The sequence below is a fragment of the Halobacillus sp. 12SKB genome, assembly GCF_052941655.1.
Genome location: NZ_JBRFWR010000001.1, coordinates 3,435,574 through 3,458,279, shown reverse-complemented (window position 1 = coordinate 3,458,279; position 22,706 = coordinate 3,435,574). Strand labels below are relative to the sequence as shown.

The window sequence follows — 22,706 nt, the reverse complement described above, 5'->3', positions numbered from 1 at the left end:
ATGAACAGGTATTCAGTTTGTTCTTGTTGAATTAGATAAGTAGTCAAGAAGAGGAGGTTTGTACATATGGAAAATCAAGTCGTCATCGTTACGGGTGGTTCCAGTGGAATGGGACTGCATATGGCAAAAAGGTTTGTGCAGGAAGGGGCGAAGGTCGCGATTACCGGCCGGAATGTGGAAAGGCTGGAAGAAGCGAAGAAGCAGATCGCAGCCGGAAAAGAAGACCATGTCCTAACCGTGCAGATGGACGTCCGTGAAGTGGAAGATACCGAGCGGATGGTCAAAGAAACCGTGGAGGCTTTCGGGAGGATCGATCATCTCGTCAATAATGCCGCTGGTAATTTCATTGCACCTGCGGAGGAGTTGTCTCCGAACGGATGGAATTCCGTCATCAACATCGTCTTGAATGGAACGTTTTATTGCAGCCAGGCGGTCGGTAAGTATTGGATTGAAAATGAAATCAAAGGGTCGATTTTGAATATCGTCGCCACCTATGCTTGGAATGCAGGCGCAGGCGTCATCCATTCCGCTTCTGCGAAGTCAGGAGTGCTTACCATGACACGTACACTCGCAGTCGAATGGGGAACGAAATACGGCATTCGTGCCAATGCCATCGCTCCTGGACCAATCGAGCGTACCGGTGGTGCTGAGAAACTGTTTCAATCGGAAAAAGCGGCGCAGCGTACGCTTGCTTCCGTACCTCTCGGCCGCTTAGGGAAGCCGGAGGAAATCGCAGGCTTGGCGAAGTTCATTCTTTCTGAAGAAGGAGCTTATATGAATGGAGAAGTCGTCACCCTTGATGGAGGCCAATGGCTCAGCAAATTTCCTTTTTAAAAAGGGGAGAGTGCATGGAAAAGAAATGTTTCTTTTGTAAAAAGGTGTACAAATTAGACCGTTCTGATCCACAATATATGAAAATTAGTAAAAATCCTGAAGCGTCCTATGTGTGCAAATCTTGTAATCAATCGATGCAGAAAGACGCGCAGACAAGCACCGGACTCAATCCCGACATGATCGATTCACACGATAAGTTTTTGAGATAGAACGACCGGGTCTTTTGAAATGGGTTCCTGCCATGATCTCTATATGCATGGGCAGGAACCTTTTTTATGAGAATACTTCCAATGTTAAATTCATCTCTTGTTCACTTCATTCGCAGCCCGAATCGCAGACTCGATGGCTCCTTCTACCCATCCATGGAACGTGGATGTATGTTCACCGGCGAAATGGATGCGCCCCTCTGGTGTATAGAGACGATCCGCAAAATCAGTCGCCTGATTTGGAGCAAATAAAGTGAAACATCCGGCTGAGAATTCATTTTGACTCCAACTGTAAGAAGCCCCTTTTGTAAATTCTTCGTACACTCTCTTGCCGTAAACTTTTGATAAACCATAGAGAGCTTCATTGATCCTTTCTCTTTCAGGTAAGCTGTTCCACAAATTGGCATTCGCACCCCAACTATAGCTGCCAAGCATCACCTGACGGCCAGGGCTGGGCGAGTAGGTGTACCTTAAAGGAATATCTGTTAGGACATTCCCAATCTTCAACTCCTCCCAAAACCTTGATTTGAATTCAAGTCCAATTTTTACTGATGAAACGTAGGACAACTCCTTGATCGCTTTCCACTTCTCAAAAGATATGGAATCGTAAGGAATGATATCAATGAACTGCATGACGGAATAAGGAACGGTGACGATCACATAATCTCCTTTGAAACTTTCGTATTCGTATGTGTTCCGGTTGATGGCGACGACTCTGACTCCATTGTTTTCCTGGAAGATTTGCTGCACTTTCCTTTTGTATAAGATGTGGGGACTTAGATCAGGGAGGAACGCTTCAGGAAGCAAATCATTCCCTCCGGTGATTTCATAGAATTTGAGGTCTGGATTAAACACGGTCCGGACAATATCCAACAAGATATCGACAAAGGACAGTTCAGGAAAACCTTCGATTCCCAACAATACTTTGACCTTTCTGATCGCCCCTTCAGATAAGGAAACTCCTAAGGGATTAAACCGGAGAAATCCTTCAAATGAATAACGGTCAAACTTCCTTCTTAAGCGCTCTTGTTCAGTGGGGGAGGCATTCTCGTACAGATCCAAGTAGGGTTGAACAGCAAGTGAAAGCAATTCTTTCGCCGTTTTTCCTTGTTCTTCAGGCTTCAATGGGAATTTAAGAACGTTGGGGTTTTGCATGTACGTCGTACTTGTACTCTGGACACCATTGACGAAATAGAGATCATTCTCATTATTGAATTCATTGATAGGCAAATCGAATTTGCGCATGTAGGCGAAGATCAGCTCATGGATATTCGGGAATCGCATGGCCCCGACATCAAGGTACTGCCCTTCTGAAAAAGGTTCTCTTAACGTGTAGATTCTCCCACCGACCCGATCGTTGCCTTCGATGATCTTTACCGTATGTCCTGCTTGTTTCAATAAGGAAGCAGAAACCAAGCCGGCCATGCCTGCTCCGACGATGACCACTTTTTTCGGTGGGCCATTCGAAACAGGCAATCCATCTTGAATGATGGACAGCATATCTTTGGGGTAACTTAATGCTCCGTAACTGTGTAGATCTATGCGATGACTCACTGCAATCTCCCCCTTTATTGACTATCATACGATTGGAAAAAAAAGAAAATTCCAACGTGCATGCAGGGGGGAGAGGAGAGATGAATTGGTGCAAATTTCCTTTAAAGATGGAGCAACCTTCCTGTTATGGTTATTTTGAAGCACATTGAAGAATATCGGAATAGAAAGTTGTGTCCTTTATTTATCCAAAAGCGAAAAGTATGGCCCAGGTAGAATTTTACTCGTTCATTGCTACCATGTGTTATCTGTTCTTAATCTCCGTTTTACTCTTTTATATCTTTTATAAAATCGCGATGCTGTCGCCAAATAAAAAGATGAAAAATATCTTTTTATATTTCATGAGCTTATTGCTTAGCATTCCTTTCAAACCAGTCGAAGTCACCGAACACCAAAGGTTATCTCTTCCGCGGAAATGGAGAGAGGTAAGGAAGTACGTACTTGTTGTTTTCTTTGTCACCCTTTGGTATCTCACAGCCCTTTACTTCGCTCAGATACAGATCGACGAATTTAAGAGTTCATAGCCATGAGTGCGGACTTTTATATATAAAGGCTTCACTTCCAACTTAATCCCCACAGAATAAAAAAAGTAAGAGCGTCAGAGGAAAAGCTTCTCTGACGCTCTTACTTTTTTACATTTCTTCTTTAATTCCTTTTCTCACCAATACCCAGTTTGCAGGGTAACTAGTAAGGAAGCCGAGAATCATTGCAATCTGCATCATGAACCAATACGTAGCCTCGTTCGGCTTCGGCGGCTCCTGGAAAAGGACGAAATGGACGATGGCCATCCACCCGAACATCCCCACTTCAAAAGCGATCAATGATAGCGAGTCGGCTTTGATCGCGGCCCAGACGGCGCCTTTTTTTCCAAGATCTTTATTCATCGGATAAATGGCATAAAACTGAAAAAGGATGCCGAACAAGTAAGCCAGGATAAATTCAACGGTGTAGTGGGCAAATAATGTGGAACCGGCGATCATCATCCCTGTCAAAGCGACAATCGGTACTCCAACAGCATCACCCAGGGTGCAGCCTGCTGAACAGTGGCTCGTGGAAACAAACACTTTCGCAGGTCGGCCCCGATGATCTTCTTTATCATTATCCTTGCTTTTCAAACGTCCCCAATTAAAGTAAGTCCATAAGGCTAAAGGGCCCATGAACCATCCATTAATCGGCCAGACAACATTCATGATCTTCATCATTTGCGGGTGCCTTAAAACATCGATGGTAATAATAAGAGAACATAAAAGTCCAATCGCAAGAGCGGTCACAGAAATCGTAGACAACATTCCAATCACCTCTGTACTTTTTACGTGTAAATATCTATACCCTCAGGTAGTAAATAAATAAACGCGGAAAATATTTAGAATTGATAAGCTTGATTTATTGACTCCTATACCCATACCCGGTATATAATAATAACCAAAGGAGGCGGTGGATATGTCAGAGAGTATTCTCCCCGAGGATAGTGGGAAACAACCGGCAAAGCCGAGAACAGAAGATGAAAAGGTTGCCGTATTGAATCGTTTGAAACGAATCGAAGGCCAGGTTCGCGGCATTCAGAAAATGGTGGAAGATGATCGTTACTGTGTAGACATTCTGGTACAAATTTCAGCAATCAATAACGCTTTGAATAAAGTCGGATACAACTTGCTGGAGCGCCACACCCATCATTGCGTCAAAGATGCCATTGAAAAAGGTAATGGTGATGAAGCGATCGATGAATTGATGAAAGTCGTCCAACAGTTTTCGAAATAAGGGGGTGTAAAAATGGCTGATCAGAAGCAGATGAATATAGGAGTTACTGGAATGACTTGCTCTGCCTGTTCCACCCGAATTGAAAAAGTACTTAACAAAATGGATGGTGTCGAAGCGAACGTCAACCTCGCTATGGAAAAAGCGAATGTCCACTATGATGAGTCCAAAGTACAGCCGGAGGATATCGAGGCCAAGATCGAAAAACTTGGCTATGGCGTTCAGAAAGAGCGTGTAGAGCTGGACATTCAAGGGATGACCTGCTCTGCCTGTTCAACAAGGATCCAGAAAGTATTGTCCAAAACGAGTGGTGTCAGTGAGGCAAACATTAACTTAGCGACAGAAGCGGGGGTTGTCGAATACAACCCTAATACCCTGACCGTCGATGACATTATTGGGAAAGTAGAGAAGCTCGGCTACCATGCGGTGACGAAGCAGAACCGGGAAGAACAAAAAGAGCAGAAGGAAGAGGAAATCCAAGCGAAGAAACGGAAGCTTTGGATATCAGCTCTGTTATCTTTTCCTCTCCTTTATACGATGATTGGTCACTTACCTTGGGATATCGGGCTTCCTGTGCCGATGTGGCTGATGAATCCGTGGTTCCAATTCCTGCTCGCAACCCCCGTCCAATTTTATATCGGGGCCCAGTTTTATAAAGGAGCCTACCGGGCACTATCCAATAAAAGTGCCAATATGGATGTCCTTGTAGCGCTTGGAACTTCGGCCGCCTATTTTTACAGCCTGGTCGAAGCGATCCGCTGGCAATTGAATCCCGGGATCACGCCTGAACTCTATTTTGAAACGAGTGCCGTCCTGATCACCCTCATCCTTGTAGGGAAACTTTTTGAAGCGCTCGCCAAAGGCCGGACGACAGCTGCCCTGACAAAGTTATTGAATCTTCAGGCCAAAGAAGCGACCGTCATCCGTGATGGAAATGAAGAAAAAGTTCCTGTCGATGATGTACAGGTCGGCGATGACATCCTCGTCAAACCAGGGGAGAAAATTCCTGTCGACGGCACGGTTGTCAACGGCATCACCTCTGTCGATGAATCGATGATCACAGGAGAATCCATCCCTGTCGATAAACAGCAAGGGGAACCTGTCATTGGTTCAACGATCAACAAAAATGGAACGATCACAATGAAAGCAGAAAAGGTCGGGAAAGATACGGCACTATCCGGCATCGTCAAAATTGTGGAAGAAGCGCAAGGATCAAAAGCACCGATCCAAAGAACCGCCGATCAGATTTCTGGAATTTTCGTTCCGATTGTCGTCGGTATCGCTGTTCTGACTTTCCTTGTGTGGTTCCTGATCGTCTCTCCGGGAGAATGGCCACCTGCTCTGGAAGCTGCCATTGCTGTCCTCGTCATTGCCTGTCCGTGTGCACTTGGCCTGGCTACACCGACTTCAATCATGGTCGGTACAGGTAAAGGAGCCGAACAGGGGATTTTGTTCAAGGGCGGAGAATATTTAGAAGGCACCCACCGCTTAACGACTATTTTATTAGACAAAACCGGCACCGTCACAAAAGGAAAACCGGAAGTGACCGACTTAGTAGCCTTTGAGGATGAGGAAACGTTACTGCCTCTCATCGTTGCTGCAGAAAAATCCTCTGAACACCCCTTGGCAGAAGCCATTGTCCATTATGGAGAGGAAAAGGGTGTCAATAAGTCAGCCGCCGTGGAGTTCGAAGCGATTCCCGGGCATGGAATTAAAGCCGTTGTAGACGGAGACCGGGTCTATATTGGAACAAGAAAATTAATGCAGAGCGAAAACATCGATTATAGTTCGTATGAAGATCCATTGGTTACACTGGAACAACAAGGGAAAACAGCAATGTTCATCGCTGTTGAAAATGAATTAAAAGGCTACATCGCTGTCGCAGACACAGTTAAGGAAACCTCCAAACAAGCGATTGCTGACTTGAAATCCATTGGACTGAACGTCTATATGGTGACGGGAGACAACCAGCGTACAGCGGATGCGATCGCTGAAGAAGTTGGCATTGACGGTGTCTTTGCTGAAGTTCTTCCTGAGCAGAAAGCTGAAAAAGTGAAAGAACTGCAGAAACAGGGAGAAAAGGTTGCCATGGTTGGAGACGGCATCAATGATGCTCCATCTCTTGCTACGGCTGATATCGGTATTGCCATCGGGACCGGATCTGATGTAGCGATTGAAACAGCAGACATTACCCTTGTCGGTGGAGATCTTGCTCACTTGAGTCAGGCGATCCGCTTAAGCAGAAAGACGATGCGTAACATTCGTCAAAATCTCTTCTGGGCACTTGCGTATAACTCTGCCGGTATTCCAGTCGCTGCGATTGGCCTTCTCGCTCCATGGGTGGCCGGCGCAGCAATGGCTTTCAGTTCCGTCAGCGTTGTCACAAACTCCCTACGCTTGAAGCGGGCGAAAATATAAACGCACAATAATAATGAAAGGATGTTGAAGATGGAAACAACATTAAAAGTAGAAGGAATGACATGTGGACACTGTAAAAGTGCTGTTGAAGGAGCCTTGAAAGAAGTCGACGGCGTAAGCTCTGTTGACGTCAATCTTGAGACGGGTAACGTGAAAGTATCTCATTCAGAAACCGCCAATAAAGTAGAAATGAGAGAAGCGGTCGAAGAACAAGGCTACGATGTGGTATAACGAACAAACCCCCGGTGTAACACGCTCCGGGGGTATTTTTTAAAAGGGGTGAAATCTTATGGGTCATCTAAAAAAAGCGGCACTGAGCTTTCTTGCAGCCGCCACTATTCTCGGGGCTTGCAGTCAGGAAGTGGAAGAAGAAGCGACGGATTCTGAGGACAGCTCAGAAGAGAAGGTAGAAAAGCAGGAATACTTACAACCATTTGAAGGAAATCTCGGACATGTTCACGGTCTCGGCTATATAGAAGAAGGATTCACTTTTGCCGCCCATACGGGAATCAAAATATACCAGGAGGGGGAATGGAAAGAAGCGGTTTTTCACCCTCATGATTACATGGGTTTTCAGGTGAGAGAGGACGGATTTCTCTCTTCAGGTCACCCGGTTCCATCCAGTGACCTTCAAAATCCACTGGGTCTACAGAAGGGGAAGGTTTCTGAAGAGAGCTTAGAATCTCTTGCATTTGTCGGGGAAAGTGACTTTCATGTCATGGGGGCAGGCTTTGCCAATGAGTTTGTTTACGTGTTCAATGAGCAGCCTAATTCTCAATTGGATCAAGGTTTTTATAGAAGTACCGATCTTGGCGCGACATGGGAGTCTATCAGTGCGGAAGGCATAGAGGGCGGTGTTTTCCAAATGGCGGTCCATCCTACGAATGGTGATACGGTGGCGATTGCTACAGATTCCGGAGTTTTCTTAAGTGAAAATGGCGGGCAGAGCTTTGAGAGGATTTCTGAGTCTGGACAAGCTGGAGGCCTGTATTTTACTGAAGACGAATTATTTTATGGGTTATACAACGGCGAAGCTACGATGACCTCCTATTTAATTGGAGAATCCGGCACTTCGGATGTTCCACTTCCCGACCTGACCGAAGACGCCGTCATGTATTTTGCAGAAAAGGACAACCGAATAGCCATTTATACCTTTAATGGTGCCGCCTATATTTCTGAAGATGGGGGAGAGAATTGGGAGAAGGTTGTTGAAAAAGGGGAAACCGTTTCATAAGGAAGAAACTCCAATGGGATGCCATTGGAGTTTTTATTTTTTCATAGGGAACCCGCAGGCGGACGAACGATTTTCATTAGGAACGGTTATAAGAAAAAGACTCGCAGGAGGCATCTGCGAGTCTTGGATCAACCGATAATATAGAAGAAAATCGAGAAAAAGTGAAGAATCGAACCGCCGAGCACGAACAAATGCCAGACCATGTGGTGGTATTTGAAGCTCCGCCAGACGTAAAAAATCGATCCGATCGAATACATGACGCCCCCGACGACGAGATAGGTGATGCCTGCTGCAGGGACTTCTGCTGTCAATGGGCCCCAGGCAAGAACAATCAACCAGCCCATCAATACATAAAAGACCGTCGACATCACTACAAATCGTTTGACGAAAAATACTTTGAAGACAATTCCGAGAATGGCCATCCCCCAAACGATGCCGAACAACGTCCAACCAAGTGTGCTTCGTAACGGAACGAGCATGATCGGCGTGTATGTTCCGGCAATAAAGAGATAGATGGCGGAGTGGTCGAAAATCTCAAACAAATCCTTGGCACGGCCTGGTGGGAAGCTGTGAACAAGAGTTGAGGATACGTACAGGATGAGCATCGTTACCCCGTAGATCGTCACACTTGTAATATGCCAGGCATTGCCTCCGAGACTTGCGAACACGATAAGCAGGACGAGCATAGCGATACTGAGAATGGCACCAATCCCATGGGTGATGGCATTGGCTATTTCTTCGCGCTTTGTAAAGGTGTGTGTCAGCACATTTTTCAACTCCAATTTCATGAACTGATTCCATTATACGCTTGATTCGTTTTTTTATAAAGAATGGAGGATTAAACAGGTTTATCCAGAACAGCAATGGGGGTAATAGATAGTCGGAAGATTGCTGGAGAGAGAATTGTCGGAATTTGCGTTCGTGCTTAGGTAGAAATTGTGTTAGAATATGTAATGGTCTTAAGAGCGTCTCTTTCTGCTCCTTCAATGTTCAAGAAAAAGAGGAGTGAACAAGAACATGGTAAGTTTAGAAAAAGAAGCATTGAGGATCCCACTCGTTTCAGAACTCATGATCCCATCTGAGAAAGTAGCCCACGTACAAATTGGTAACCCGCTTGAGCATGCGCTTTTGGTTTTAGTGAAGTCTGGTTATTCTGCGGTACCTGTACTGGATCCTACCTTTAAATTTCAAGGAGTCATCAGCAAAACGAAGATTTTGGAAGAAACGTTGGGAATTGAACAATTTGAATTAAACCGACTGTCTGAAATGACAGTGAGTGAAGTGATGGATGATGAAGTCCCTTGTCTACAGCTTGGTGACAATATGATTGATGCGATGCACAAGCTTATTGATTATCCTTTTGTCTGTGTGACGAATGAAGAGGGAGAATTCGACGGAATAGTGACTCGTCGGACAATCCTTAAACAATTCAGCAAGCATTATCATGAAACGTTTAAACATACAATGGTAGAAGCAAGCAAATAAAATGATTATGATAGAATAGATGGCATCTGAGATGTCATCTATTTTTGTATTGAAGGTGAACGTACATATGAAGAATGACAAACAAAAACGGGGACTTGTGCTTGCATCGATCATGCTCGCCATGTTCCTCGCAGCGATTGAAGCGACGATCGTCTCGACAGCGATGCCGAGCATCGTAGCGGATCTCGGGGGGTTCAGCTTATACAGCTGGGTGTTTTCCGCCTATCTCCTGACAAATGCAGCGACTGTCCTGCTTTTCGGAAGATTAGCAGATGTCTTCGGTCGGAAACCGATCTTCATGCTCGGAATCAGCCTCTTTTTATTGGGAGCCGTTCTTTGCGCCCTAGCTCCTTCCATGAATGTTTTGATTGGGGCGAGACTCGTTCAGGGGCTGGGGGCAGGAGCCTTGATGCCGATTGCGACAACGATTGTTGGTGATATTTATACAAAAGAAGAGCGCGCGAAGATCCAGGGGTACTTATCGAGTGTCTGGGGCATCTCTGCGGTTACGGGGCCGGCACTCGGAGGGTTCTTTGTCGATCTCCTCTCCTGGCCGTATGTATTCTGGATGAATATCCCTCTCGGCCTGCTTGCTCTTTTCGGCATCCTCTTTTTCTTTAAAGAAGAAGTTTCCAAAGAAAAGAGAAGTGTAGACGTAGCTGGCTCCATGTGGGTCGTCATCACAGTCAGCACGCTGATGATTATCCTAGTGGAAGGCGGAGTAGGGATTGATTGGATGTCCTGGACGATGTTTTCCATGATTGTCGTGGCTCTCGTCGGTGCACTGGCCTTTTTCTTTCATGAGAGAAAAACGGATGATCCTATGATGCCGATGGATTTATGGCACATTCGTTCCATCCGATATGCCAACCTTACTTCACTTACGACCGGAATGATTCTCATCGGGGTGAGCAGCTATTTACCGGCTTTCGTGCAGGGGGTGATGGAGCAGTCCGCTACCGTTGCTGGCTTTACGTTGACGACGATGTCAATCGGGTGGCCGATTGCAGCAACCGTTGCGGGACGGCTGATTTTGAAAATCGGTTTTCGGCCAACCGCCATCCTTGGGGGAATTTCGCTCATCATCGGAGCGGTTATATTTTCCATGCTCAGTCCTGAAAAAGGCCCTTGGTTTGCCGCGATGGGATCCTTGTTCATCGGAATCGGGATGGGGCTTTCGTCAACCTCCTTTATCGTCTCGATTCAAAACAGTGTCGATTGGCAAAAAAGAGGGATTGCGACAGCGACCAATATGTTCATGCGTACGATTGGGAGTGCCGTTGGTGCAGCACTACTCGGAGGGATCTTGAACAGTCAGGTGGCGAAAGCGATAGAGAGATCAAGTCTTCCGGCCTCATTCAGTGTCGATTCTGCCAATTCCCTGCTTAGAGAGGAAACGAGAGAGCAGTTGAGTCAGGAAGCTCTCCTCGTTTTGCAGGATGGATTGACATCAGGGTTACACTTCGTCTATATGGGATTACTCTTACTTGCTGTCATTAGTTTTCTACTAATTCTCAGAATTCCAAAAAAAGAAGATTGAAAAAGACAGGCTCCCTTTGATAAAGTAAAGGATGAAAGATACATAAAGGAGGAACTACTCATGAAACAGATGGACGCAAATGAAATCATTTCATTCATTTCAAATAGTGAAAAATCAACACCGGTCAAAGTTTATTTGAAAGGTGAAAATTTAGAAAATATCGAATTTGGTGAGCAGGTTCAAGATTTCATCACAGGTAACTCCGGCGTGATTTTCGGAGAATGGAAAGTCATCCAGCCGATTCTAGAAAAATATGAAAACGAAATTGAGGACTACGTGCTTGAAAACGACCGCCGCAACTCTGCGATTCCTTTGCTTGACTTGAAAAAAGTCAATGCACGTATCGAGCCAGGTGCTGTCATCCGTGACCAGGTGGAAATCGGAAACGGAGCGGTCATCATGCTCGGGGCTATGATCAACATCGGCTCTGTCGTCGGTGAAGGCACGATGATCGACATGAATGTTGTTCTTGGCGGACGTGCAACGGTCGGAAAGAACTGCCACATCGGAGCAGGTGCTGTCCTTGCAGGCGTCATCGAACCTCCTTCTGCGAAACCGGTTGTCATTGAAGATGGTGTCGTCATTGGTGCGAACGCTGTCGTTCTTGAAGGGGTAACGGTCGGCGAAGGGGCGGTTGTTGCTGCCGGAGCGATCGTCACAGAAGATGTACCGGCCAACACCCTTGTTGCCGGCACACCTGCGAAAGTGATCAAAGAAATTGACGATCAGACGAAGTCCAAGACGGAAATCATGCAGGCCCTTCGTAAACTGGATAACTAATTTTCGATCTGATGATATAGAAGGAAGGGCCTTGCTCCTGGAGCAGGGCCTTTCGTATAGGGAGGGACCTTTTTGGAACAAGAATGGTTGAGTCAAATCAGAAGAGAGCTGCATCAGATTCCTGAACTTGGTTTTAAGGAGTACAAAACACAGCAGTATTTGTTGGATTATATAAACAAACTTCCTCAAGAGGCTTTGACAGTAGAAACGTGGCGAACGGGTATTTTTGTTCGTGTCAAAGGGAGCCTCGGGAGTAAAACGATCGGTTACCGGGCGGATATCGACGGACTTCCACTAACGGAAGAGACGGGGTATGAGTTTCGGTCCACCCATGAAGGACGTATGCATGCCTGTGGTCATGACTTTCATATGACCATCGCCCTTGGAGCTTTGACGCAACTCGCTCAGAATCCAGCCGAAGATGATGTCGTTTTCCTGTTCCAACCCGCAGAGGAAGGGCCGGGTGGAGCAGAACCGATGCTTCAATCGGAAGCAATGGAAAAATACCGGCCGGATGTGATTTTCGGTTTGCACGTGGCACCAGAACTTCCGGTCGGCTCCGTTTCCTCGAAGTCCGGGTTATTGTTTGCCAACACGAGCGAACTTTTTATTGATTTTAAGGGCATAGGAGGACACGCCGCTTTTCCTCATTTGACACATGATATGGTCGTCACGGCAAGTGCCTTCGTTTCGCATTTGCAGCAAATCGTCGCCCGCAGAGTCGATCCATTGGACAGTGCGGTCATTACCATTGGAAGAATTGAAGCAGGGACAGTACAGAATATTATCGCCCAGGCTGCTCGCTTAGAAGGCACCATCCGTACGTTGTCTCCAGAAGCTATGGAAAAAGTCAAAGCGGAGGTCGAGAAGGTAGCCCGCGGTTTTGAAATCGCCAATGACTGCGACATTCACATCGATTACGGGTCCAACTATCATCAGGTGTTCAACGATGCCGAACAAGTGCAACGTTTTGAGAACCTTGTGCAAGAGACAGAGTATCAATACAAGGAAGCGAAGATGGCAATGACAGGTGAAGATTTCGGCTACATGTTAAAAGAGATTCCAGGGTTCATGTTCTGGCTTGGTGTCGATTCTGATTCCGGCCTTCATCAATCCACGTTAAAACCTAAAGAAGAGGCACTAAGTGTAGGCGTTCATATTGTTGAAAAAACACTTCGAGAATTGTAAAGTGCGCATAGGTTGGTCATTCCAGTTAACAATAGAGGATAGATGAGAGAAGGAGGAGGTTTCCTCCTTCTTTTTTATAAGGAGTGGCCCTGATGGAAATAACGATTAAATTGACAGCAGTGGCAATATTGATTCTCCTCACTGCTTTCTTTGTAGCGAGTGAATTTGCCATTGTAAAGGTAAGAAAAACAAGACTGGAAGCTAAGGCAGCGGAAGGGCATAAAAAAGCCGAGAATGCCATCCGTGTCGTTAGTGATCTTGATTATTATCTTAGTGCCTGCCAATTAGGTATTACGATCACCGCCCTTGGGCTCGGTTGGTTAGGAGAACCCACGCTTGAAGTTTTGTTGAGACCTTTGTTTGATCAAATTGCTCTACCCGAAGGCCTTACCCACACGCTTTCATTTGTCATCGCCTTTTTTGTCATCACCTTTTTACACGTCGTCCTCGGTGAGCTCGCTCCGAAAACGATGGCGATCCAGAAGGCAGAAAGTATCACCCTGCTTTTAGCCAGACCCCTTATGTTATACAGCAAATTGATGTATCCACTCATTTGGCTGTTGAATGGATCTGCCAATATTTTTGTGCGCATGCTCGGTTTCCAGACCGCTCGTGAATCGGATGAAGTGCACTCTGAAGAAGAGCTGAGACATATTTTAACGAAAAGCTATCAAAAAGGGGAAATCAACCGTTCCGAATATACGTATGTCGATCGAATCTTTGAATTTGATAACCGTACGGCGAAAGAGATCATGATTCCCCGCACGGAGATGGCTGTCCTTGATGTAAGGCAGTCTGTGACGAACGCGGTAAGAGAAGTGAAACATAACCGTTATACCCGGTATCCGGTGATCGGAAGCAGTAAAGACGAAATTATCGGCATCATCCATATGAAAGAACTGCTCTATGATGATGCAGAAAATCAAAGTACGCTCCGACCATTTTTGCGACCGGTCATGAAAGTGTTTGAGAATATTCCCATCCACGACCTCCTCGTTAAGATGCAAAAAGATCATACGCACATGGCTGTTCTTATCGATGAATACGGTGGAACCTCAGGCATTGTGACCGTGGAAGATATTCTTGAGGAAATCGTCGGGGAAATCCGTGATGAATTTGATGCAGAAGAAGAACGTGATATCAAACGGCTGAAAAATGGCCACTTTTTGATTGAAGGCAAAACGGCGATTCAGGACATCAATGATTACTTTGATATCCAATTGGATCACATCGATATTGATACCATCTCAGGTTGGATCTATACGAAGGATTTTGAAGCAAAAGAAGGAACAGTAGTCGAAGGGGAGGGATACCGATTTAAAATCGTAGACCTCGTCAAAGGACAAATTAAGAAAGTGGAAATGTGGAAAGAAGAATCAAAATAACCCGACCTCATCAGGTCGGGTTATTTTTTTAAGATTCTTTTTGAATATACACTTGATGCGGGAATGGGATTTCGATATCCGCAGCATCCAGGGCTTCTTTCATTGCTTTTCTCATATCACGTTCAACTGCCCATTGTTCCATGTTTTCGGTTTTACCGAGGATGCGAATGACCACATCAGAAGAACCGAGGCTCTGGACACCGAGCACGTTCGGTCCTTCAACAAAGCGCTCATCCTCTGCAAATTGGTCCGCGACCTTTTGCAGCACTGCAAGCGCCTCATCGATGTTCTCATCATAACCAATGCCGATGTCCACAAGCGCGCGCATGTTGCCACGGGAGTGGTTAGCGACGCCGACGATGTTACGGTTTGGAACAAAGTTCAATGTTCCATCAAAGCTGCGGATCTTTGTCGTACGAATACCGACTTCTTCTACGACACCGTCATATCCACCAGCAGTGACGTAGTCATCTACTTCAATCTGACGCTCGATCAATAAGAAAAATCCGGTAACGATATCAGAAACAAGTCCCTGTGCACCGAATCCGATTGCTAAACCAAGAATTCCGGCACCAGCAAGCAATGGACCAATTTCAATGTTCACTGCACTGAGCAGCATCATAATCAGGATAAAAAGCAACGTGTATGAAAACATATTCACAGAAATCTTCTGCAACGTTTTATTTCTTCCTTCTGCAATATTACGCTGCTGGCTCATACGATTGATCGCTGCTTCAATCGCCTTCGTACCTAGAGGTTTAATAATCGCAAAAGCGATGAGGATGACAGCGATTTTCAGTCCTCCTGTGATCAGCCACTCCACGAGGACATCAAAATTAAAATTTAATCCTTCTTCAAATAAATTCATCAATAAACTCCTTTCCAACTTCCAGTCTCCTCTATTAGAATAGCGGAATCTGACAGGAGAATTCAACATTTTACATAGAAAGACACGGATTTTCTTTTGTTACCAATCAAAAGAGGGGATGGCATGAAGAGGAACAATCGGCATAAGAATGAAGAATATCACTCATAATGGAAGAGCGGTAAAGGGAAAATCTGCTCATGTGATTGATCTACATAGAGGTGGGGAGATGGCTCATCTCACCAACCATTCCCGAAACTCAACCTTGGCACGCCTAGCGTTATCCTAAAATCAAACCTTATACGATCCGGCACTACATGAAACGAAAGGCTCGTCTACAACTTTTGTATGAGGGAAAATCATCCTCTAGATAGAAAATTTTAAAAATTATTGCAAATGGGTAGATATTTATTTCGTAACCCGATATATTTAATATTACGTTAAAAAATAAGAAGGAGGAAAACCTTTGGATACGTTTAAAAAACTAAAGGCATTTTATTGGCCATATCGAAAATTTTTCTTTTGGTCTCTGTTTTCATTATTCTTCGTAACCATCATCACAGTGGTTTATCCAATCGTATTGAAGATCACCATCGATGATGTTGTTCTCGCTGAAGAGTATCGTCTCATTCCATATATATGTATTGCATTTATCGCACTCATGATCATCAAAGGGTTCGCTACATATTTTCATCAGTATTTAGGGGACTTCTTCGGCATACGCTCCGTTTATACCCTTCGTGACGAGTTGTATAAAAAGTTGCAGCGGCTTCCTTTCCGCTATTATGACAATGCGAAAACTGGCGATTTGATGTCAAGACTGACCGCAGATGTCGAAGGGTTCCGTTTTTTTCTTTCCTTTGGATTCTCAGAACTGATCCGGATCTTCCTATTGATCGTCATCAGTTTGAGCGTCATGTTCTACTTCTCCGTCCCTCTGGCCCTTGTGACAATGGCTGCAATGCCGTTTCTTGCACTTGTGGTGTACCGGTTTGACCGCAAAGTACACCCGGCATTCCGAAAGATCCGTAAGTCGTTCGGGAAGCTGAATACAAGGGTGCAAGAAAATATCAGCGGGATGAATACCGTTAAATCTCTTTCAAGAGAAAATTTTGAGATTGGACGTTTTTCCAACAGAAGTGAAGATTATCGATCCAAGTTCATTACCACATCCAACATATGGGCGCGTTATTTTCCTTTGATGGAGTTCATCGGCAACGTATCGGTTGTAGCCTTGCTTGCCTACGGTGGATATATGGTTATGAATAACATGATGCAGCTCGGCGAACTGGTCGCCTTTTTCAGTTTGGTCTGGTACATTCTCGGGCCATTGATGAACTTAGGTTTCGTCATCAACCTTTTCTCCCAGGCGAAAGCTTCCGGGGAGCGGTTGTTAGAGATTTTAGAAGCACCCGAAGAAATCTCTGAAAAAGATGATGCCATTCACCAGGACCGTTTGCAAGGACACGTGACGTTCAAGGATGTCACACTCACTTACGTCGAAGATGACGATTCCGCATTGAAAGATATCAGCTTTGATGCTCCTCCTGGAAAAACGATCGGACTGATCGGAGCAACGGGATCAGGGAAAACGAGTATCACCCAATTGATCACCCGTTTTTACGAACCGGAAAAAGGGGAAGTCCTCGTCGATGGTCGTCCGGTGCAAGATTATGGATTGAAAAGTCTGCGCAAAAACATCGGCTTTGTTTTACAAGAGTCGTTTCTTTTCTCTACGACGATTAAAGAAAACATTGCTTATGGAAATCCGGATGCGACACTGAATGATGTCATCGACGCGGCTAAGAGGGCACAGGCTCATGAGTTCATCATGGATATGCCGGACGGGTATGACACCCTCTTAGGTGAACGTGGCATGGGACTCTCCGGTGGTCAAAAACAGCGGATAGCGATAGCTCGTGCGATCCTTATTGACCCGGCGATCCTCGTGTTGGATGATGCGACTTCTGCTGTGGACATGGAAACAGAATTCAACATTCAAAAAGCGCTTCAGGAAGTGATGAAAGGACGCACAACCTTCATCATCGCCCACCGTATTTCTTCATTAAAACACGCCGATGAAATCATCGTTCTTGAAGATGGATCCGTCAAAGAACGAGGGGTTCATGAGGAACTTCTTACCAATGGTGGACCATATCAACGGATTTACGATATTCAATATCAGGATAAAGAGAAAATTTTAAAGACATCTAACATTTCATAAAAGGAGGGAGACCATGGCTCGCAAACCAAAGCATGAACCAGAAACGAGCACCCATTTGAATCGATTTAAATATACGCAGGACCAGGCGATTGAAAAGCCGTTCAACTGGGCGCAAATGTGGCGGCTGCTTACGTACTTGAAGCCCTATGCTAAAACATTGTTGCCCGTTGCCATCATTGCGATGCTCATTTCCACTATTGTGAGGCTGGTTGTTCCCGTGTTAATTGGTCAAGTAGCGATCGATATTGCGATTGCTGAAGGGGACACCAATCTATTGATTCAACTCGTGGTTGGCATTGCTATCATGTATTTACTTAGTTATATCGGTAATGCACTTAGGATTAAATATGTGAACATCCTCGGTCAGAATGTGATTTATGACTTGAGGCAGCATTTGTTTTCCCACGTCCAAAGACTTTCTCATAAGTTTTTCGACTCGAGGTCCGCAGGTTCGATCCTTGTCCGGATCATGAATGACATCAACTCCCTGCAGGAATTGTTCACGAATGGAATCATCAACCTGCTGATGGATGTCGTCATGTTGACAGGAATTGTCGTCATTCTTTTAGTTTTCAGTCCAAAACTGGCCCTGGCGATTCTTGTCATCCTGCCGCTCATGTTCTACATCTCAACAAAGCTGCGCCGTAACATCCGCCGCTCCTGGCAGAATGTCCGGATTCAGCAGTCTAAATTGAATTCTCACTTGAATGAAAGCCTCCAGGGGATTCGCATTACTCAATCTTTTTCTCAGGAAAAAGAAAATACAGAGTACTTCAATGGAGTGAATACGGATAACTTCCAATCCTGGAATACAGCTTCAAAGAAAAGTGCCATGTTCCGCCCATTTGTTGAAATGAGTAATGCGGTCGGAACGGTCATACTTATCGCTTATGGAGCTCATTTAATCTTACAGTCCAGTATCGAAGTAGGCGACTTTGTCATGTTCGCTTTCTTCCTTGGCATGTTCTGGGAGCCGATCTCCCGTTTGGGACAGATGTATAACCAGCTTCTGATGGCGATGGCCGCCTCTGAAAGAATCTTTGAATTTCTGGATGAGGAACCGAACGTCGAAGAGAAGAAAGATGCGATTGAACTGAAAGATATGCGTGGCCACATTGAATTTGATCATGTTCAATTCGCGTATGATTCTAAACGCATCGCTCTACACGACATCAACCTTGAAATGAAGCAAGGCGAAACCGTGGCTCTTGTCGGTCATACCGGTTCTGGTAAATCGACGATTGCGAACTTGATCAGCCGCTTTTATGATCCGACTAAGGGAGCTGTCAAAATTGATGGGGTAGACTTGAAAGATGCCACGATTGATAGTGTGCGTCAGCAGATCAGTGTCGTCCTCCAGGATACCTTCATTTTCTCAGGGACGATCATGGAAAACATCCGTTTCGGACGTCCCGATGCTTCCGATCAAGAAGTCATGGAAGCCGCGAAAGTCGTCGGAGCCGATGACTTTATCCAGCGTTTGAACAATGGATATGAAACAGAAGTAGAAGAACGCGGAAATATCCTTTCCGCCGGTGAGCGACAGCTCCTGTCCTTCGCCCGCGCGCTTCTTGCCAATCCTAGAATTCTAATTTTAGATGAAGCGACCGCCAGTATCGACACTGAAACAGAACTGAAAATCCAACAGGCGCTCCGTAAACTGCTTAAAGGACGGACAGCGATCATGATTGCGCACCGCTTGTCGACCATACGGGAAGCGGACAATATTTTCGTTCTGGAAAACGGCCGCATCCTCGAGCAAGGTTCGCATGATGAATTGATGGACCAGGAAGGCGAGTACTACGACCTTGTTAAAGCCCAGTTCCAAATGCTCGATGCTATATGATTTTTCAAAAAGACACCGGTCATCCGGTGTCTTTTTTTGTTCAAATATATGGCAGGATGGTGTAAGACTTGATTTCGAGATTTTTGTTGGAGTTTAGGGGCTCCGGGAAAAGGTTCGCTTTCCGTGGGCGAGTGATGAGCCTCCTCGAGCTAACGCTCTGTGGGGTCTCATCTACCACGCACTTCCCACAGGAGTCTCACCGTTTCCCTCCGCCCCTTTACCAAATGAGGTTCTCGAAATCCCTCTTATAGTAACGTGCCTAGTTGTGTAGTGAAATCCTGCTTAATCTGCGTCGGTATAGGATTCTTAACTACAAAAGCTTTTATTACTTGAAGGTAGTTTCGAGAATGTCTTACGAAAAGTGGGCGGAGGGGAATGGCGAGACTCCTGCGGGAAAAAAGTGCAGGGTGAGACCCCGCAGGACGCAGTCCGAGGAGGCTCACCGCGCTCCCGCGGAAAGCGAGTCATTCCCCGCAGCCCCCATCCACTCAACAAAAGTCTCGAAACTTAGTCTTCAAGAATAGGGAGCTTTAATGGAAGAAGCGGTGTGCATTCTTAAGTTAATTAGATTGAGCAATAGGGAAGAAGAGATACAGGCATAACGTTCGACAACAACAAAGAGATCGGGTAACATTTTCATAAAATGGACACTTTGTGAAGGATGTCACAAAATCGTCAACAACCATCTAACCATGAACCGTTTTCACGCATTATACTAACGGTAGTAGTGACCGATTTTAGTTAGGGGGAACAAAGATGTTTGGTTTTGAAACCGTTGAAGTGAGCCGGGCACTAACGGCTATGACACTGCTTTTCCATGCGATTTTCGCGACGCTTGGAGTCGGTGTTCCTGTGCTCGTATCGATTGCCGAGCTCATCGGAATTAAGAAAAAAGATCCACACTATACATTGCTTGCCCGACGTTGGACGCGCGGCTATACGATCACTGTAGCTGTCGGAGTTGTGACAGGTACGGCTATTGGGCTGCAGTTATCATTGATTTGGCCAAGTTTTATGCAGTTGGCGGGGAATGTCATTGCGTTACCGCTTTTTATGGAAACGTTCGCGTTTTTCTTTGAAGCGATATTCCTAGGCATTTATTTATATACATGGGACCGTTTCAAAAAGCCGATCTACCACTGGATCTTATCGATTCCCGTGGTCATTGGTGGTACGTTGTCTGCGTTTTTCATTACCACAGTCAACTCTTTTATGAACACACCTCAGGGTTTCGAGATGGAGGACGGGCGCTTTACAGCGGTTGATCCGCTTGCGGCGATGTTCAACCCTGCGACCCCGACGAAAGTGTTTCACGTTATTTCTTCTTCTTATTTAACAGCCGCGGCTGTACTTGCTGGTATTGCAGCTTTTATCATTCTTATAAAAAAGGGATCGTTATATCATAAAAAAGCGTTGAAGCTTACGGTTACGATGACGTTTCTATTTGCGATTCTGACAGCTGTTGCCGGCGACTTTTCTGCTAAATTTCTTGCTGAGTACCAGCCGGAAAAATTGGCGGCAGGGGAGTGGCATTTTGAGACAGAGGAGGGTGCGGACCTTGTTGTCTTCGGTACCTTAAATGAAAACAATGAAGTAGAGAATGCGATTCGGATTCCGAACGCGTTGAGTTTTCTTGCACACGGAGACTTTAATGCAGAGGTTGAAGGATTGAATGAAACACCCGAAGAGGAACGGCCGCCTCTATGGATCCACTACATGTTCGACCTCATGGTCAGCATCGGATTCTACACACTCGGCATTTCGCTCCTATTCCTCATTTTTTGGAAGATTAAAAGGTGGAACGAATACAACCCACTTCTATTATGGGGTATTGTAGCTACAGGTCCTCTGACGATGTTTGCGATCGAGTTTGGCTGGATTTACGCAGAAGTAGGGCGCCAACCATGGATTTTACGTGGTTTCATGACTGTCGCAGAAGGGGCGACAACCTCTCCGTATGTATTCTGGATGTTCATTCTATTTGCAGCTGTGTACCTTGTACTGGCTATGGGATGTCTCATCACATTACGGAAAATTTTCAAAGGTAAACCGGCTGAATTGGAACTGGAACATCGTTATCCTCAGACAGCCGCTGCAAGCAAGGAGGGTGACGTATGAGTTATGAATTGATTGGGATTTCGGTTCTATGGCTTTTCCTTTATGGGTATTTAATCGTCGCTTCTGTCGACTTTGGAGCCGGTTTTTTCGCTTATTACGCACGAATGACGAAGAAGGATCATTTGATCAATCAGCTGATTTCACGTTATTTATCGCCCGTATGGGAAGTGACCAACGTCTTTTTCGTCTTCTTTTTCGTTGGACTCGTCGGGTTTTTCCCGGATATGGCGTACTACTTCGGACAAACCTTGCTTATACCAGGAAGTATAGCGATTGTTCTGCTCGCCATCCGAGGATCTTTCTATGCGTTTGAAAACTATGGTTCAAAGGATAACTCCCTCTATATGTTTTTATATGGAGCAACAGGCCTGCTCATCCCGGCGTCTCTTTCCACGGCTCTCACCATTTCCGAAGGTGGGTACATTGAAGAGACCGATAACGGGGTCCAGCTGCTGTTTGGAAAACTACTCACAAGTCCGTATTCATGGAGTGTTGTTTTCCTTGCCATCGTCAGTGTTCTCTATATCAGCGCCATGTTCTTGACGTATTATGCCAACCGGGCAGGGGATAAGCCTGCACTTGAAATCCTTAGAAAGTACGCGCTGTTCTGGAGTTCTCCGACAATCATTGCCAGTCTCACGACGTTCATCGCACTTAGTCAGCAAAATATGGATCACTTTCAAAGGGCCATTGAATTATGGTGGGTCTTCGGTATATCCGTAGCCTTTTTCATGATTGCTGTCTTTCTTGTATATCAAGGGAAGTATTATGGCTGGGCGTTCGTCGCTGTCATGATTCAATTCTTCATAGCCTTCTTTGGTTATGGAGCCTCTCATTTGCCGTACTTGCTCTATCCTTACGTGACTATTACGAGTGGTGTGACCAACGAATCCATGGCCATCGCTTTGGTCATCGTCTTTATCGCAGGGCTGTTATTATTGATTCCATCACTCATTCTATTAATGAGACTCTTCCTATTCGACGCTGACTATGTAAAAGGAAAAAAATAATAAAGTTACCTGAAAAGCATAGAGTCTAAGGATTCTATGCTTTTTCTCTTTATAAAAGAATATGGCAGGATTGTGTAAGACTCAGTTTCGAGACTGTTGTTGAGTGGATAGGGCTGCGGGGAATAGCTCGCTTTCCGCGGGAGCGCGGTGAGCCTCCTCGGACTGCGTCCTGTGGGGTCTCACCCTGCACTTTTTTCCCGCAGGAGTCTCGCCATTCCCCTCCGCCCCTTTGCTATATCAGTGTCTCGAAACTACTTTCCGAATAAT

General features: G+C 45.5%; 19 protein-coding genes. 15 read left to right on the top strand and 4 right to left on the bottom strand.

From position 1 onward, the window contains the following. Positions 1 to 66 precede the first annotated feature (66 nt). Positions 67 to 834 (top strand): 2,4-dienoyl-CoA reductase, encoded by a 768-nt coding sequence (gene fadH, locus ACQ4XT_RS17215; protein WP_446854725.1) that lies wholly within the window; start codon positions 67 to 69, stop codon positions 832 to 834. A 14-nt stretch (positions 835 to 848) separates the two neighbouring features. Further along, the gene (locus ACQ4XT_RS17210) at positions 849 to 1,043 is read left to right on the top strand and encodes a DUF2197 domain-containing protein (RefSeq protein WP_446854724.1); all 195 of its coding nucleotides are present in this window, start codon (positions 849 to 851) and stop codon (positions 1,041 to 1,043) included. 90 nt (positions 1,044 to 1,133) lie between these two features. Here ACQ4XT_RS17210 and ACQ4XT_RS17205 read toward each other — a convergent pair whose 3' ends face one another. Both ACQ4XT_RS17205 and ACQ4XT_RS17200 read right to left on the bottom strand, forming a co-directional pair. Next, on the bottom strand, positions 1,134 to 2,594 hold the full coding sequence (locus ACQ4XT_RS17205) for a flavin monoamine oxidase family protein (protein ID WP_446854723.1): 1,461 nt from the start codon (positions 2,592 to 2,594) through the stop codon (positions 1,134 to 1,136). A 629-nt stretch (positions 2,595 to 3,223) separates the two neighbouring features. Then, the gene (locus ACQ4XT_RS17200) at positions 3,224 to 3,880 is read right to left on the bottom strand and encodes a DUF4396 domain-containing protein (protein ID WP_446854722.1); all 657 of its coding nucleotides are present in this window, start codon (positions 3,878 to 3,880) and stop codon (positions 3,224 to 3,226) included. A 151-nt stretch (positions 3,881 to 4,031) separates the two neighbouring features. On the opposite strand from ACQ4XT_RS17200, the gene ACQ4XT_RS17195 reads away from it, so the two are divergent. The 4 genes from ACQ4XT_RS17195 to ACQ4XT_RS17180 are packed head-to-tail and all read left to right on the top strand — an operon-like array spanning position 4,032 to position 7,998. Further along, positions 4,032 to 4,349, top strand: a complete 318-nt coding sequence (locus tag ACQ4XT_RS17195) for a metal-sensing transcriptional repressor (protein ID WP_446854721.1) — start codon at positions 4,032 to 4,034, stop codon at positions 4,347 to 4,349. A 12-nt stretch (positions 4,350 to 4,361) separates the two neighbouring features. Beyond that, positions 4,362 to 6,764 (top strand): heavy metal translocating P-type ATPase, encoded by a 2,403-nt coding sequence (locus ACQ4XT_RS17190; RefSeq protein WP_446854720.1) that lies wholly within the window; start codon positions 4,362 to 4,364, stop codon positions 6,762 to 6,764. A gap of 30 nt (positions 6,765 to 6,794) precedes the next feature. Further along, on the top strand, positions 6,795 to 6,995 hold the full coding sequence (gene copZ, locus ACQ4XT_RS17185; RefSeq protein WP_446854719.1) for a copper chaperone CopZ: 201 nt from the start codon (positions 6,795 to 6,797) through the stop codon (positions 6,993 to 6,995). 58 nt (positions 6,996 to 7,053) lie between these two features. Beyond that, positions 7,054 to 7,998 carry a F510_1955 family glycosylhydrolase gene (locus ACQ4XT_RS17180; RefSeq protein WP_446854718.1) on the top strand — a complete coding sequence of 315 codons (945 nt, stop codon included), beginning with the start codon at positions 7,054 to 7,056 and terminating at the stop codon, positions 7,996 to 7,998. Between the two features lie 128 nt (positions 7,999 to 8,126). On the opposite strand, the gene trhA is transcribed toward ACQ4XT_RS17180, so the two are convergent. Beyond that, complete coding sequence (gene trhA / locus ACQ4XT_RS17175) at positions 8,127 to 8,786, bottom strand: PAQR family membrane homeostasis protein TrhA (RefSeq protein WP_446854717.1); 660 nt, start codon at positions 8,784 to 8,786, stop codon at positions 8,127 to 8,129. Positions 8,787 to 9,015: 229 nt separating this feature from the next. On the opposite strand from trhA, the gene cbpB reads away from it, so the two are divergent. From cbpB to ACQ4XT_RS17150, 5 genes are all read left to right on the top strand, one after another. Next, positions 9,016 to 9,483 carry a cyclic-di-AMP-binding protein CbpB gene (gene cbpB, locus ACQ4XT_RS17170; RefSeq protein ID WP_446855727.1) on the top strand — a complete coding sequence of 156 codons (468 nt, stop codon included), beginning with the start codon at positions 9,016 to 9,018 and terminating at the stop codon, positions 9,481 to 9,483. A 67-nt stretch (positions 9,484 to 9,550) separates the two neighbouring features. Continuing rightward, positions 9,551 to 11,023 (top strand): MDR family MFS transporter, encoded by a 1,473-nt coding sequence (locus ACQ4XT_RS17165; protein WP_446854716.1) that lies wholly within the window; start codon positions 9,551 to 9,553, stop codon positions 11,021 to 11,023. A 60-nt stretch (positions 11,024 to 11,083) separates the two neighbouring features. Next, a complete protein-coding gene (dapD, locus tag ACQ4XT_RS17160) occupies positions 11,084 to 11,803 on the top strand; it encodes a 2,3,4,5-tetrahydropyridine-2,6-dicarboxylate N-acetyltransferase (RefSeq protein ID WP_446854715.1) in 720 nt (239 codons plus the stop codon). 72 nt (positions 11,804 to 11,875) lie between these two features. Next, positions 11,876 to 12,991 carry an N-acetyldiaminopimelate deacetylase gene (locus ACQ4XT_RS17155; RefSeq protein ID WP_446854714.1) on the top strand — a complete coding sequence of 372 codons (1,116 nt, stop codon included), beginning with the start codon at positions 11,876 to 11,878 and terminating at the stop codon, positions 12,989 to 12,991. Positions 12,992 to 13,083: 92 nt separating this feature from the next. Continuing rightward, a complete protein-coding gene (locus tag ACQ4XT_RS17150; RefSeq protein ID WP_446854713.1) occupies positions 13,084 to 14,376 on the top strand; it encodes a hemolysin family protein in 1,293 nt (430 codons plus the stop codon). Positions 14,377 to 14,404: 28 nt separating this feature from the next. On the opposite strand, the gene ACQ4XT_RS17145 is transcribed toward ACQ4XT_RS17150, so the two are convergent. Further along, on the bottom strand, positions 14,405 to 15,244 hold the full coding sequence (locus tag ACQ4XT_RS17145; protein WP_446854712.1) for a mechanosensitive ion channel family protein: 840 nt from the start codon (positions 15,242 to 15,244) through the stop codon (positions 14,405 to 14,407). Positions 15,245 to 15,707: 463 nt separating this feature from the next. On the opposite strand from ACQ4XT_RS17145, the gene ACQ4XT_RS17140 reads away from it, so the two are divergent. From ACQ4XT_RS17140 to ACQ4XT_RS17125, 4 genes are all read left to right on the top strand, one after another. Beyond that, positions 15,708 to 17,465, top strand: a complete 1,758-nt coding sequence (locus tag ACQ4XT_RS17140) for an ABC transporter ATP-binding protein (protein WP_446854711.1) — start codon at positions 15,708 to 15,710, stop codon at positions 17,463 to 17,465. 13 nt (positions 17,466 to 17,478) lie between these two features. Next, positions 17,479 to 19,311, top strand: coding sequence for an ABC transporter ATP-binding protein (locus tag ACQ4XT_RS17135; protein WP_446854710.1), 1,833 nt, complete (start codon positions 17,479 to 17,481; stop codon positions 19,309 to 19,311). A gap of 756 nt (positions 19,312 to 20,067) precedes the next feature. Then, the gene (locus ACQ4XT_RS17130) at positions 20,068 to 21,429 is read left to right on the top strand and encodes a cytochrome ubiquinol oxidase subunit I (protein ID WP_446854709.1); all 1,362 of its coding nucleotides are present in this window, start codon (positions 20,068 to 20,070) and stop codon (positions 21,427 to 21,429) included. Further along, on the top strand, positions 21,426 to 22,439 hold the full coding sequence (locus ACQ4XT_RS17125) for a cytochrome d ubiquinol oxidase subunit II (RefSeq protein ID WP_446854708.1): 1,014 nt from the start codon (positions 21,426 to 21,428) through the stop codon (positions 22,437 to 22,439). The genes ACQ4XT_RS17130 and ACQ4XT_RS17125 overlap by 4 nt, the downstream gene beginning before the upstream one ends. Positions 22,440 to 22,706 lie beyond the last annotated feature (267 nt).

Excerpts from the sequence above, each read along its gene's own strand:
- fadH (WP_446854725.1), top strand. The coding sequence starts at position 67 with ATGGAAAATCAAGTCGTCATCGTTACGGGTGGTTCCAGTGGAATGGGA.
- ACQ4XT_RS17210 (WP_446854724.1), top strand. The coding sequence starts at position 849 with ATGGAAAAGAAATGTTTCTTTTGTAAAAAGGTGTACAAATTAGACCGT.
- ACQ4XT_RS17200 (WP_446854722.1), bottom strand. The coding sequence starts at position 3,880 with ATGTTGTCTACGATTTCTGTGACCGCTCTTGCGATTGGACTTTTATGT.
- ACQ4XT_RS17195 (WP_446854721.1), top strand. The coding sequence starts at position 4,032 with ATGTCAGAGAGTATTCTCCCCGAGGATAGTGGGAAACAACCGGCAAAG.
- ACQ4XT_RS17190 (WP_446854720.1), top strand. The coding sequence starts at position 4,362 with ATGGCTGATCAGAAGCAGATGAATATAGGAGTTACTGGAATGACTTGC.
- copZ (WP_446854719.1), top strand. The coding sequence starts at position 6,795 with ATGGAAACAACATTAAAAGTAGAAGGAATGACATGTGGACACTGTAAA.
- ACQ4XT_RS17180 (WP_446854718.1), top strand. The coding sequence starts at position 7,054 with ATGGGTCATCTAAAAAAAGCGGCACTGAGCTTTCTTGCAGCCGCCACT.
- trhA (WP_446854717.1), bottom strand. The coding sequence starts at position 8,786 with ATGAAATTGGAGTTGAAAAATGTGCTGACACACACCTTTACAAAGCGC.
- cbpB (WP_446855727.1), top strand. The coding sequence starts at position 9,016 with ATGGTAAGTTTAGAAAAAGAAGCATTGAGGATCCCACTCGTTTCAGAA.
- ACQ4XT_RS17165 (WP_446854716.1), top strand. The coding sequence starts at position 9,551 with ATGAAGAATGACAAACAAAAACGGGGACTTGTGCTTGCATCGATCATG.
- dapD (WP_446854715.1), top strand. The coding sequence starts at position 11,084 with ATGAAACAGATGGACGCAAATGAAATCATTTCATTCATTTCAAATAGT.
- ACQ4XT_RS17150 (WP_446854713.1), top strand. The coding sequence starts at position 13,084 with ATGGAAATAACGATTAAATTGACAGCAGTGGCAATATTGATTCTCCTC.
- ACQ4XT_RS17145 (WP_446854712.1), bottom strand. The coding sequence starts at position 15,244 with ATGAATTTATTTGAAGAAGGATTAAATTTTAATTTTGATGTCCTCGTG.
- ACQ4XT_RS17135 (WP_446854710.1), top strand. The coding sequence starts at position 17,479 with ATGGCTCGCAAACCAAAGCATGAACCAGAAACGAGCACCCATTTGAAT.
- ACQ4XT_RS17130 (WP_446854709.1), top strand. The coding sequence starts at position 20,068 with ATGTTTGGTTTTGAAACCGTTGAAGTGAGCCGGGCACTAACGGCTATG.
- ACQ4XT_RS17125 (WP_446854708.1), top strand. The coding sequence starts at position 21,426 with ATGAGTTATGAATTGATTGGGATTTCGGTTCTATGGCTTTTCCTTTAT.